Raw genomic sequence first — 13,032 nt, 5'->3', positions numbered from 1 at the left:
CACCCTAGGGTATAAAAGTCCCATGCAGTACGAACAAATTAATTAAACCCCGTGTCTACTTTATCGGGGTCAGATCACTAATCTAACTTCTAACCACTGATATCTAATATCTCCATTTTTTCGACGTTAAAACGCCTCCTACACCTCGTATCTCGTCCCTTTCCCCTTGCTAACCTCACTAATTTTTACACACAAAAAAGCCGCGATGATGGGCGTACCGCGGCTTTGTCTAACTTGAAAAATCAGTTTGCTGGGTTACTTTCCAGCTTCTCATCTTATGGCCTTTTAAGGCGTAGAATAAAATGAATACATAACTTGGGATCATAACGATGTAAGCACCTTGTGCGCCAAGGCCTGCTACGTTTCCTAAACCGATTAGTAATGGACCTAGTGCACCACCAGCAATACCCATGATCAATAAGCCTGATGCGGTGCCTGTTAAGCGACCTAAGCCAGCTAAAGCCAGTGGCCAAATTGCAGGCCAAACCATAGCATTAGCAAAGCCTAGTAACGCAATGCATAACAATGGGTCTGGTAATTGTGGGCCACCAAATGGCACTAATAATAGGTTTGAAATAATGAACGAGTCATTACTGCCAAGCACCACTAACAACACGGTAATAATACCGGCAATACCCGACATTAATAACGCCGTTTGTTGGCTCATAAAGCGTGGAATAGTTAAAATACCAATTGCGTAACCAATCAACATACACGCCATGGTGTAAGAGGTCATAACTGAATAATCAGCAACGCCAATTTGTAATGCGTACGAGCCAATGGTGTCTGCTGCAATAACTTCAACAGCAACGTATAGCGCAATACCCACTACACCTAAAACTAAGTGAGGGTGTGCTAGGGTTTCTTTAATTTCGCCTTTGCCGTTGGATGTTTCGTCTTCATCAAATACTAAATCAGGCAATGGTGCAAATTTGGCAAAGGCTGCAAATAACATAATTAACGCAGCAATCAATACATAAGGCATGATAAGGCTATTTGCCATAATGTCTTTTTGCTCTTGCGATAATTTACCAGCACCATCAACAACACCGCTTACAACTACAGCGGCAAAAATAACAGGCACAATAACACCCGCAAATTTGTTTAATAAGCCCATGATACACACCCGCACAGCGGCTGATTTCTCAGAGCCCATTTTCACCACGTATGGGTTAACAGCGGTTTGTAATACGGTTTGTCCAACACCTATCATTAACTGTGCGAACAAGAAGATTTCGATCATTTGCAGTTTTGCAGCCGGAATATACATCAGCGCAGATAAAGCCATAATCGCACAGCCAATCGCCATACCATTCTTATAACCAACGCGTTTAATCAGCATAGCCGATGGGATACCGGCAACTGTTACCGCAATATAAAAAGAAGAGATGATAAACGAAGCTTGTAACGGCGAAAGCTCAAGCATTTGCTGCAAAAATGGTGTAATTGCACCATTAAGCCACGTTATACACCCTAAGATAAAAAACATTGAGCCGGCCAATACCATTGGCAGCCAGATGCTTTGTTTTGTGTTGTTGTCACACTCAACCGTTGCTTCCATAATTGTTCTCTTAGTTTAATTATTTTTATTTGGTTGGAATCTAGTATACAACTCAACAGAGCTGTTCAATTTCCATACCAATCACAAAAATTTAATCATACACTAACAAAAATGACAGCGCTATCATTTTGCATTCATATAAGTCCAAAAAAGCCGCAGCTAATTGCTTAGCTGCGGCTTAAACTAAATAGTAACAACTAGTTAGGCGTTATTTACCAATTGCTTCTTTGGCGAACAAATGTTTAATTGGGCCAAGGTTGTCTACAAGGCTTAAACCAACACCACGTACGAGTTTTTTCAGTGGGTTAGCGCCTGCAAATAACTCTTTTAAGCCTTGCATCATGGCAATGTGTTTTTGTGCATCAAGCTTACGAGTACGTTCATAATCACGCAGCGTGCGTGCACTTGCAAATTCACCTTGCTCGTTACTTAATAGCTCAATTAAATAGGCGGCGTCTTTAAGGCCAAGGTTCATGCCTAAACCGGCTAATGGATGAATGGTATGCGCTGCATCGCCCATTAAAACCACTTTGCCCGACACCCACTGCTGGGCATAACGCATCTTAAGTGGAAACGCCATGCGCTCACTTTGCACTTCACATAAACCACATTGGCCATCGAGTGCTGCCATAACCGCTTTATTAAAGTGGCTATCATCAAGCGCTAAAAGTGTGTCGCAATGCTCTGGGCTTGTTGACCAAACTATTGAGTGCGTATGTTTATCTGGCAAGGGTAAAAACGCCAGCGGCCCGGTTGGCAAAAACACTTGGCGTGCCGTGTTGTTATGCTCAGCAGCAGTTTTAACCGTGGCAACAATGGCGTGATGGTCATAATCTTTAAAAGTAATTGGCATATTGAACTGCTTGCGAATAGCCGAGTTAGCCCCATCAGCCGCCACTAATAACTTAGCAATTACAGGCTCGCCGCTTTCAAGAGTAATAAACACATCAGAATCAGTTTGATGAATTTGCTGGTAGCGGGTTTCGAATAATAAAGTGGCATTACTTTGCTTTTCAAGTTCGCTAATTAAAGCGTAGCGAATAATGTCATTTTCAACGATATGACCTAACTGCGGCAAATCGAGATCGTTATGATCAAAATGAATTTTGCCAAAGCTGTCTTGATCACGTACATCCATCGAGGTATACGATGTAGCACGTTGTTTAATGATCTCTGGCCATACATTTAATGACTCAAATAAGCCCTGACTAGCTAGGCTTAATGCGCTCACGCGAAGTGCGTAATCATCACCCGGTAAAGTTTGATTTTTACTCGCATCAATCACCACAACGCTGATATCTGCTTTTGCTAAACCAAGTGCTAGCGTAAGGCCAACACAGCCACCACCGACAATACAAACTTGTGCTTGTTTCATATCCGTTTACCTTGCTTAACCTGACCCATAAGCTGTTTTGCCAGTGGGGTTTTTAACGAGGAGAATAAATCCATTGAGAAAAGACCAATGTTGCGACCAAGCGCAAGCAATCGTGATGAGTTTGAGAACAAACGCACTAGGCTGTCTGTGAGTGTCATCACGGTAGTAATATCTTTACTGCGAGTTTGGCTGTAATAACGAGTAAAAGCGTAATCACCAAGGTCGCTTCTATTTGCCATATCACACAATAATTGCACATCACGTAGCCCTAAATTAAAGCCCTGTCCGGCAATTGGGTGGATTGCATGGCCTGCATTACCAATTAATACTGTACGGTGGTTGCTCAGTGATTCGGCTTTACCGTACACAAGCGGATAACTTGCACGCATACCCACTTTACTAAATGAGCCACCGCAATAACCAAATGCTTTTTGCAGCGCAGCTAAAAAGGCATCATCTTCAAGTGCCATATGGTGCTCAATTTGCTCAGGCTCCATACACCATACCAGTGAGTATCGATTGTTACTCATTGGCAACAGTGCCATTGGGCCGTGCTCGGTAAAGCGCTCAAAGGCATGATGATGATGACCACCAGCCACTTCGATGTTGGCAATAATTGCCGCTTGCTGATAAGCGCGAGTATTAAACTCAATATTAGCCAGTTTACGACTTTGCGAATGAGCGCCATCGGCAATCACCACAAGTTTTGCGCTTAACTGCTCGCCAGAGTTTAGCGTGATGATGGCACAGTTGCTTTGGTATTCAAGCTTGGCAACCGTATCTGGGCAAAACAAACTAACATCTGTACGAGTAAGTTGCTGGTGAAGACTACGCCCAAATGGATTCACTTCAACCACATAGCCAAGGGCATCATGACCATATTCTTGGCAATCAATATGCGTTTTACCAAAATGACCACGATCAGATACGGTTACTTTTTCAATCGCTGCTGCAAATGACGCTTGGCAATCAAACGCATTGATTGATTTTAAGTACTGAACAGACTGCTGAGCCAGCGCAATGCTTCTATCATCAAAGCTTGGGTGATAGTCTGCGCTTACTTCATTTGCTTCAATTACAGCGATTGATAACTGATTATTGCTCTGTTTTAGGCCCAGAGCACAACTTGCTCCCGCCATTCCACCGCCGATAATGACAACATCAAACTGCTTTGCCACGCTTGCTCCTAGCCTTTATTTGCTTGCATCACTGCTTCAATGTCACTAATGGTTTTAGGAACCGAAATGGTCAGGTTTTCATGGCCATCTTCAGTGACAAGTAAGTTATCTTCAATACGAATACCGATGCCTTTATATTGCTCTGGTGCTTTTGCATCTTCGCTAATATATAAACCCGGTTCGATAGTTAGCACCATGCCCGGCTCAAATACGCGCTCTTTTTCATCAAGCTTGTATTCGCCAACATCGTGTACGTCTAATCCTAACCAATGACCAAGACCATGCATGTAAAATGCTTTGCATGCTTGTTTTGCCATAAGCTCATCAAGCTCGCCGGTTAAAATGCCTAAATCAATAAGCCCTTGCGTTAATACTGTTGAGGCTAATTCATTGGCTTTAGATAAACTACCGCCCGGCTTAACTTGGCTAAATGCTGCTTCTTGGGCTGCTAATACAATGTTGTAAAGCGCCGCTTGTGGTTCGCTAAATTTGCCATTAATTGGGAAGGTGCGTGTAATATCTGCCGCATAACCTTCAAGTTCACAGCCAGAATCAATTAATACTAAATCGCCATCTTTTAGCTCAGCATCATTTTGTGTGTAGTGCAAAATATTGGCATTGTCGCCACTGCCGACAATCGTGCCATAAGCAGGGTGACGAGCACCATTCATTGCATAATGATGATGAAGCTCTGCTTCTAATTGGTATTCAGTTGCGCCTGGTTTGGCAAACTGCATAGCGCGAATATGGCCTTGTGCACTAATTTCGCACGCTGTGCGCATAATGTTTAATTCTGCATCAGATTTAAACAAACGCATCTCATGCACTAAACCACGAATATCTTTAATGGTATGTGGGGCTTTATAGCCTTTTTTAGGTGCGCTGCGAAGTGTGCTTAATAAATCCCAAATTTTTGCATCGAAATTTGCGTAAGTACCTTGTGCATAAAATAAAATCTGCTGGCCGTTCACCAAATCTAATAATTGTTCATCTAGTTCACTAAGTGGGCACGTTGCGTCGAATAAGTACTCAGATTTAGCTTTTTCGAAGCCAATTCGACGGCCATGCCAAATTTCAGCTAGTTTGTCTTTGTTACGACAAATAAGCGTACTTGGTGTATCGCTTGACGGGCAAAGCACTAAAACTGCATCAGGTTCGTTAAACCCTGTTAGGTAGAAAAAATCACTGTCTTGGCGAAATGCATATTCAGTATCACGGCTGCGTGTTACTTCTCCTGCAGCTGGAATAATAGCCACGCTGTTTTTATCCATCATCGCAAGCAAGCGCTCACGACGGGCTTTGAATTCAGCTTTATCGATAGCAATAGACGACATGCTAAACCTCTGTAATTTGATTAGTGAAGGGTCTTTTTAGTGCTTTTTCCCACTGGCTCTTTACCTAGCTCAGCAAAACATAACAATGCAGAAACACGCACATACTCAATCACTTCGTGCAGTGCTTGGCTGTCTTCTTCGGTCTCTTCAAACATGGTGTCTAGGCGGGTAATTTCACTAAAGTCGCTGATCACTTCTTTCACATCAGCTGATAACTTGCCGTAATCTTTTTGTTTTAAACCAAAACCAAGCATAAAACCCGATACCCAAGATACTAAGCCATTGGCTAAATCGATCAGCGTTTCATCATCGCTTGGTAAAAATAGGTCAAACTGAAATTCTTCATCACTAAAACTGGCAACAACCTGAGAATATACATCAGCAAAAAATGCTTTTAAATCTTTACTAAAAGCTTGGCCATCGTTGAATACATCACTTAATAAACCTAAGTATTCATCGGCTTCAATATTGATGCCACAGGCTAATAAACCACTTATCACACCATGGGCTTCTGACGGTGCGACAAAAATTTCATTTTTTTCTAATAACAATTGGGCTTGTTGGTAATCAGGTAACGTGCTCATAACTTTTTCTTTGTTCGGCTAAGTAACGTCATGCTACCACTCGATAAATCGCAACTCCAATTAATTGTATGATTGAGGTCAAAAAGCAATCTGAAAAGTAAATAAGCAGTTAAAGGTGGGGAAAAACTACGCGAACGATCCGCTTTTTTTGCTTCTATGGTTTAAGGATTGAAACTTGTCTTATATACTGAAGGTGTTCCCTAGGGTGCAGGAGCTTGGTTAAGTCCCTGAGCCGATAAATTTTATGTTAGGGTTTCTGTTCGTTTACTATTGTGCAAGCTCGGCATGTACCGAGAAGCCTACGGTAGACCGCAGATCCCCGCCCTGAAACCTCAAGGTTTCAGGACTGACACCGGGCACCGCATACTTGGGGAACACCATTTCTATTTAGTTACAAGCTACAAGCTACAAGCTACAAGCTACAAGCTACAAGCTACAAGCTACAAGCTACAAGCTACAAGCTACCAATACCTTCCCTTAGTTTTTCTCTAATACAAAACTTATTATTATTCGCGTGAAATAAATTTCACGCCTACGGTATTATTTAGTTTCAAGTTATCAATACTTTCCCTATATTTCCCTTTACAAGAAATTTTAGTTTTCGGCGTTGAAACGCTTCCTACATCTCGAAACTCGTTAACTTTACTCTTTCCCCTTGCTAACTCGCTAACTTGTTTGTTTTTCTGATAGCTGACGGCTGAAAGCTGATAGCTCCTGTGTGTTGGGTTTCATTTCACTCTACCCAACACACATGTTTTCAACCTATCGCCCCTACTTAAACCATCCCTGAAAGCGCTCCATTAATAGGTAATTAACTGGCACTAATAGCAAGGTGATAAGCGTTGCGAAGATAATCCCAAAGCCAAGGCTTACCGCCATAGGAATAAGGAATTGTGCTTGCGTTGCTTTTTCAAATAGCAATGGCATTAAACCAATAAAGGTGGTTAAACTGGTTAACATAACTGGGCGGAAACGTGCTGCCCCTGCAACCTTAACAGTTTCAAGTAAGTCACCGCCTTCTTCACGCTTCTTATTGATAAAATCAACCAGTACCAGTGAGTCATTCACTACCACGCCTATCAAGGCTAACATGCCAAGTAAGCTCATAATGGTTAACTCCATACCCATTACCCAGTGGCCCATTACCGCACCTATCATGCCAAACGGAATAACACTCATCACGATCAATGGCTGAGTATACGATTTAAACGGTATCGCTAATAACGCATAAATAATAAAGAATACAAACACGAGGCCCCAAGCCAATGAACCAAATGACTCTCGCTGCTCTTTGGCTTCGCCTTCGAGTGTGTAATCAACACCTGGGTATTGCACCATTAGCTCATCTAAGTAAGTTTTTAAGTCTGCTTGTAGTACCGTCATATTGGTATTTGATTTTTCAACATCAGCTGTAACATTCAATGTTCGATAGCGGTCAATACGGTAAATAGACGATGGGCTTTGCCCCGGCACTAAAGTAGCCACATGCGAAAGCGGCACAGTCCCACCAGCAGGTGTTTTAATAAGTATGTCTTTTAAGTCTGCAACCGAGCGACGCTCTTCAATCGGTAAGCGCACCATTACCCGCACATCGTCGCGCCCACGTTGAATGCGCTGCACCTGCGCACCAAAAAACGAGTTACGCACTTGCTGCGATACATCAACACGGTTTAATCCAAGCGCTAACCCCTGCTCTGTCAGCTCAATTTGTAGCTCTTCTTTACCATCTGACATGCTATCGGCTATTTCGTACACAGTTGGATACGTCGATAAACGCACTTTAACTTTTTCAGCAACTGCTTCGAGGGTGTCGATTGAGCTACCGCTTAGCTGTACATCAATCGGGCTAGATGTTCGGCCAAACTCAGCACGGAAAGTGACACTCTCAGCTCCCGGTATAATACCGATAAGATCACGCCATTCGCTGGCAAGTTCTCGTGAGCCTATATCTGATTCACGCTTTTCTGCTGGCATGATCTCAAATCTAACACTACCGGTATTTGAGGAACCACCACTGCCACCTGTGGTTGCCAAAATATTTAGAATTACACTTTGGCCGTCTTCATCGCGGTATTTATCTTGTAATTCTTTTGCCTTGTCTGACATTTTAATGACGTATTTATTGGTCACTTCAAACGGTGTTCCGGCAGGGAAAGTTACGGATGCACGTACAGTTTCACTTGGAATACGCGGGAAAAAGGTAAATTTAGTCCAACCACTTGTGATCAAGGTAACAATAATTACAAAAATCCCCACAAATAAGCTAACCGTAGCCATTTTATTCTTTAAAGCTAGATTCAATAATGGTTGGTAATACTTCATTATTGCGTGTTCAAAGCCATCGGCAAAACGCTGTTGAAGGCGCTCTAGTCTCGATGGCTCGCCCTTTTCATGACGTAGCTTTAAGTATTTTAAGTGTGCAGGTAATACAAACTTAGACTCAATCAAAGAGAACAGTAAAACCGGAATAACTACTACTGGAATTTGTGCAAATATAGCGCCTCGAGCACCTTCGATAAAAGCGAGAGGTAAAAATGCTGCAACTGTCGTGAGAACACCAAACGTTACCGGAGTTGCCACCTCTTGCGTTCCACGAATAGCGGCTTGCTCACCACTTTCTGCAGTTTTTAGGTGGGTGTAGACGTTTTCACCGGTCACAATGGCATCGTCAACAACAATACCGAGTACCAAAATAAAACCAAATAAACTGATAACGTTAAGTGTGATACCAAATATCGGCATCATTAAAAACGCCCCCATGAACGACACTGGGATACCAATAAATACCCAAAATGCAATGGCTGGACGCAAGAATAAGGTGAGTAGTGCCAGGACTAAAATTCCGCCCTGAATAGCGTTACTGGTAAGCGTTGCTATTCGGCTTTTTACAACTTCTGAGTCATCATCCCAATAACTTAACTCAAACCCTTCTGGAAGCTGGCTTTGATGCTCAGTTATGTAATTTTTTACCGCATCAGCAACTTCAATCGCACTTTGCGGGCCAATACGATACACATCAATAAATGCAGCTTGCTTACCATTAAAGCGAGTGCGAACTGGGGTTTCTTCAAAATCATCACTAATACGGGCTATATCACCTAAACGAATAATTGTGCCATCAGCTTGGTTTTTTACCACTATATTAGCAAATTCATCTTTGCGATAAGCTTGGCCTTTCGAGCGGATGAGTACATCCCCCCCTTCTGTTTTTAAGTTACCGGCAGAAACATCAGTACTAGAATTGCGAATTGCTGATGATATGTCAGCTAAGCTTAAATCATACTGGCGTAAGGTATCTTGGCTCACCTCTATTGCTATTTCGTAATCACGAACCCCACTTAGCTCAACTTGAGTTACACTTGGTAAACGCAGTAGTTCATCACGCACGGTTTCTGCGTATTCAAGGGTTTCTTTTTCGCCATAAATACTTGAAACAGATACGGCAATTACTTCTCGCTTCCATTCAGCAAGCGAAACTATTGGTTTTTCAGCATCGACGGGAAAGGTGTTAATTGCATCTACTCGGCTTTTAATGTCAGCCAAAAGCTCCCTAGGATCATACCCAGTCTCAACTTCAATACTTACCGAAGAAGAACCTTCAGAAGAGCGGCTAGTGATACGCTTAACTCCCTCAAGATCTTGCACCGCTTCTTCTATGCGAATTGATACCCCTTTTTCAACATCTTCAGGAGTTGATCCTCGAAGTGATACACTGACACTAATTCGGTCAGACTCAAACGATGGAAACACTTCAAGTGGTATTTGCGTCGAAACGCTAAATAAACCCGCTAATAAAATGCTGATCAGCAATAAGTTTGCTGCAACATGATTCTTTGTAAACCAAGCAATCATTATTGCGCTCCTTGCTCTTTAGGCGGCTGTTGATTGCTTGAACGCTTAGCTTTTCCTCTGGTCGCCTGATACTCTTCGCTACCCATAACGGTAACTTGCGTACCAGAGCTCACTTGACCAAGCGGTGTAATCACCAAGTTATCGCCTGCAGACAAACCATCAGCGACAACAGCTTGGTTAGCGTTTTGCCAAGCAAGTGCAATATTTTTACGACGCAGAACACCCTGCTCTTCTACGTAAACATAGGTGCCTTGGTAAATTGCGCTATTTGGGATCACAATGGCATTTTCAATGGCTTTACCAGTAATTTGTGCTTTGATGTACTGACCAATTTTAATTGGATACTGATTCACAGTTGTGGCTTTATAAGGGTCGTTAATTTGCGCAACCACATAAAGCTGCTGCGCATTTTCATCTATAGCACCTTCAGTACGAATAACTTGACCTTGCCAATGCTGTTTACCAACAAGGTCTGAGCTGAATTCAACGAGTGAACCCGCGCTATTTTTAGCGCCATCACGAAATTGCTCTGGCAAATTAATAAACGGTAAGTCTTTATTTTTGATCGGTAAACGGATCTCAACTCTATCGATGGCATAAATACTGGCAAGCTCCATGTTATTACTCACCACTTGGCCTAAATCAACGCTACGACTTAAAACACGACCCGCATATGGTGCTGTGATCTTTGTACGCTCTAAATCAAGCTTCGCTTTTTCAAGTGTCGCTTGCGCAGACAACACACTGGCTTCGGCTGCTGCTAATTGTGGTTTACGAAGTACCAAGCTACTTGCTTGCTCGCCTTTACCTAAGCGCTTCCAGTCAGTTTCGGCCTGCCGACCACGAGCCTGTTCTTCAAGTAAACCTTGCTCGGCTGTTAATAAGGCCGCTTGCGCTGATTTTACTTCGGCACGGTGATCTCTATCATCTAATCGCAACAACACATCGCCTTTTTCAAAAAAGCCACCTTCGCGAAATTGCTCACTTATTTCAATAATTTGCCCTGATGCTTGCGCGACTAACATACTTTGCGTTCGCGGTTTTACGGTACCAAAACTATCAATCATCACTTGATAAGTTTCTGGCGTTAAGGTTTTAACAGCCACATTTACTTTCGCTTTCGGTGGTGAAGAAAAACGATTTGCTTGCGGCGGGTTACCTTTAATAAACATGACGAGTAATACCGTCACGACAATGACAATAACTGGAATTAATATTTTACGTGTCTTAGTATTCATGATTATTGCTCTGCTACTTCGCTATTTGCTTCACTAAAGTCACCGCCAAGGGCAATGTGTAAGTTGATTCTATTTTTAATAAGTTGGTTTTTGAGTTCGATAACAGAGCTTTGCGCGTTAAAAGAGCGATCTTGCGCATCAAGCACTGTCGTGTATGTTACTAAACCACTTTGATATTGCTCAAAAGACAAACGCTCTGCGGCAATTGCATTTTCTTGTGCTTCTAAGGTTTTTTCATAACGCACTTTCAAGGCTTGCTCTTGACTGATTGCAGTTTCAACTTCATTAAATGCATCATAGAGTGTGGCAAGGTAAGCTTGCTCCTGACGTTTAACGCTAAGCCTTGCCTGCTCTTCATTGGCTTTTAAGCGACCACCTTCAAAAAGCGGCATTGAAATACTACCTATCAGTGACCAAGCTAAGCTTGAAGGCGAAAATAAATCACTCACTCTATCTGTGCTATCACCGATAGATGCTGAAAGATTTAAGCTCGGAAAACGTTGTTTGTGCGCGTAAGCAAGTCCCGCATCAGTACTTAACAACTGATACCAGCTCGCCATTAACGCTGGTTTGCGGGTGATAAGCTCTGAAGGTAAACCCAAAGGAATTGTGTTCTCAAGTAGTGGCAAATCGGCACTAACCGATAATGCCCCAGCAGGATATTGGCCTGTTAAACGCTCTAAATCACGAATTGATTTAGTTAAGGTAGCTTGCTGTGCAGCAATATTCGAGCGCTCAGTATTTAGCTCATTACGGGCAAGATAAACGTCAAGCGCTTCATTTAAACCTTGACGATAACCCGACTCAATAATATCTAAGTTTTTCTCGGCGTTTTGTTCGCGCTGCTTATATAGTTCAAGTAATTTGTGGTTAGTAATTACATCAAACCAACCCGAAACCACATCAGCTACTAATTGTTGTTTGCTTTGCGAAAATGTGGCTTTTTCAGCTAAATATTCCAGGTTTGCTTGCCGTTCAGAGGCCGATAATTTACCCCATAAATCAACTTCGTAGCTTAATTCTAATGATGCAGAACTAGCGTTGTTATAACTAACAGGGCGATTATCTTTACTACGGCTCGCTCGTGTTGATAAATCAAGGCTTGGCCATAAATCGGCCCCAGCAGCAATAAGCTGTTGCTCTTTAATCGCCACATCATAACCTGCTTGTAAAATTGCTTGGTTATGGGCTAATGCTTGCTCCACTAAATTAAAAACTTGAGGGTCCTGTAACTGCTGCAACCAATTATCTTCAACAGCAAGAATTTTGTTGTCCGTAGGTAATTGCTGCCATGTACTTGGTAAGGCCTCAAGCTCAGCGACTCGTTCATTATGAGTCGTCTGGCTTGCACATGCACTTAGCAAAATTACACTTAAAGCCAATAAACTCGGCTTATATTGCCAATTCATTCTAAAAACCTGAAAAACATCTATTTATGATTGTAATTCAAGCACTACCTTAAGTTTTGCTCAACTGACTTTACATAACATTACACAGTCTGGTATTTGGTAAGGATGAACTGTAGAAAAATAGGGATAAGCTGCGAGTTTACAAAATTGTAGCGATTTTATACCGCATAGAAATGGTTTAAATGGTGAAGAATTTAATTTGATAACACGGGGTAAACCCGCTGCTACGAGTTCGGCGTTGAAACGCCTCCAACTTCTCGAGTCTAGTTCCTTGTAACTTGCTAACTTTACTCTTTCTCCTTGCTAACTCGTATATTTTAAATCTGATGGCTGATAACTCTGAGTTCGTTGGGTTTCACTCCGTTCTACCCAACCTACAAGGAAACAGAAACAAAAAAGCCTCGCGATTGCGAGGCCTTGAATCAATGGTGCCCAGAGGCGGAATCGAACCACCGACACGAGGATTTTCAATCCTCTGCTCTACCGACTGAGCTATCTGGG

The 13,032-nt window shown here is 42.4% G+C and carries 8 protein-coding genes and 1 other RNA gene; 1 reads left to right on the top strand and 8 read right to left on the bottom strand.

The window, feature by feature from the left end; genetic code table 11:
* Positions 1 to 229 precede the first annotated feature (229 nt).
* The 5 genes from nagP to ACSFVZ_RS20175 form a co-directional block, all read right to left on the bottom strand.
* Positions 230 to 1,561, bottom strand: a complete 1,332-nt coding sequence (gene nagP / locus ACSFVZ_RS20195; protein ID WP_435559502.1) for an N-acetylglucosamine MFS transporter NagP — start codon at positions 1,559 to 1,561, stop codon at positions 230 to 232.
* 208 nt (positions 1,562 to 1,769) lie between these two features.
* On the bottom strand, positions 1,770 to 2,936 hold the full coding sequence (locus ACSFVZ_RS20190) for an FAD-dependent monooxygenase (protein WP_235382791.1): 1,167 nt from the start codon (positions 2,934 to 2,936) through the stop codon (positions 1,770 to 1,772).
* Positions 2,933 to 4,114, bottom strand: a complete 1,182-nt coding sequence (gene ubiH / locus ACSFVZ_RS20185; protein ID WP_235382790.1) for a 2-octaprenyl-6-methoxyphenyl hydroxylase — start codon at positions 4,112 to 4,114, stop codon at positions 2,933 to 2,935. Before ubiH ends, ACSFVZ_RS20190 begins: the two co-directional genes overlap by 4 nt.
* 8 nt (positions 4,115 to 4,122) lie before the next feature.
* Positions 4,123 to 5,448: a Xaa-Pro aminopeptidase gene (gene pepP, locus ACSFVZ_RS20180; RefSeq protein WP_235382789.1), complete on the bottom strand. Its 1,326-nt coding sequence runs from the start codon at positions 5,446 to 5,448 to the stop codon at positions 4,123 to 4,125.
* Between the two features lie 20 nt (positions 5,449 to 5,468).
* Entirely contained in the window at positions 5,469 to 6,032 is a 564-nt protein-coding gene (locus ACSFVZ_RS20175) for a UPF0149 family protein (RefSeq protein ID WP_135925810.1), read from the bottom strand.
* Between the two features lie 194 nt (positions 6,033 to 6,226).
* On the opposite strand from ACSFVZ_RS20175, the gene ssrS reads away from it, so the two are divergent.
* A non-coding RNA gene (gene ssrS, locus ACSFVZ_RS20170) (6S RNA) lies at positions 6,227 to 6,410 on the top strand.
* Between the two features lie 393 nt (positions 6,411 to 6,803).
* Here the strand turns inward: ssrS and ACSFVZ_RS20165 are convergent.
* From ACSFVZ_RS20165 to ACSFVZ_RS20155, 3 genes are read right to left on the bottom strand one after another with little or no spacing between them, the layout of a single operon-like run.
* Complete coding sequence (locus ACSFVZ_RS20165) at positions 6,804 to 9,884, bottom strand: efflux RND transporter permease subunit (protein WP_435559501.1); 3,081 nt, start codon at positions 9,882 to 9,884, stop codon at positions 6,804 to 6,806.
* Positions 9,884 to 11,122, bottom strand: a complete 1,239-nt coding sequence (locus ACSFVZ_RS20160) for an efflux RND transporter periplasmic adaptor subunit (RefSeq protein ID WP_135925812.1) — start codon at positions 11,120 to 11,122, stop codon at positions 9,884 to 9,886. The genes ACSFVZ_RS20165 and ACSFVZ_RS20160 overlap by 1 nt, the downstream gene beginning before the upstream one ends.
* A 2-nt stretch (positions 11,123 to 11,124) precedes the next feature.
* Positions 11,125 to 12,531 carry an efflux transporter outer membrane subunit gene (locus ACSFVZ_RS20155; protein WP_435559500.1) on the bottom strand — a complete coding sequence of 469 codons (1,407 nt, stop codon included), beginning with the start codon at positions 12,529 to 12,531 and terminating at the stop codon, positions 11,125 to 11,127.
* Positions 12,532 to 13,032 lie beyond the last annotated feature (501 nt).

Origin of the sequence: Pseudoalteromonas nanhaiensis (assembly GCF_051235485.1) — a bacterium.
Classification (GTDB): Bacteria; Pseudomonadota; Gammaproteobacteria; order Enterobacterales; family Alteromonadaceae; genus Pseudoalteromonas; species Pseudoalteromonas lipolytica_C.
This window is presented reverse-complemented; position numbering and strand designations above follow the sequence as displayed.

Bases quoted from the DNA above. Each gene is read 5' to 3' on its own strand.
- ACSFVZ_RS20160 (WP_135925812.1), bottom strand. From the start codon at position 11,122: ATGAATACTAAGACACGTAAAATATTAATTCCAGTTATTGTCATTGTC.
- ACSFVZ_RS20165 (WP_435559501.1), bottom strand. From the start codon at position 9,884: ATGATTGCTTGGTTTACAAAGAATCATGTTGCAGCAAACTTATTGCTG.
- ACSFVZ_RS20175 (WP_135925810.1), bottom strand. From the start codon at position 6,032: ATGAGCACGTTACCTGATTACCAACAAGCCCAATTGTTATTAGAAAAA.
- nagP (WP_435559502.1), bottom strand. From the start codon at position 1,561: ATGGAAGCAACGGTTGAGTGTGACAACAACACAAAACAAAGCATCTGG.
- pepP (WP_235382789.1), bottom strand. From the start codon at position 5,448: ATGTCGTCTATTGCTATCGATAAAGCTGAATTCAAAGCCCGTCGTGAG.
- ACSFVZ_RS20190 (WP_235382791.1), bottom strand. From the start codon at position 2,936: ATGAAACAAGCACAAGTTTGTATTGTCGGTGGTGGCTGTGTTGGCCTT.
- ACSFVZ_RS20155 (WP_435559500.1), bottom strand. From the start codon at position 12,531: ATGAATTGGCAATATAAGCCGAGTTTATTGGCTTTAAGTGTAATTTTG.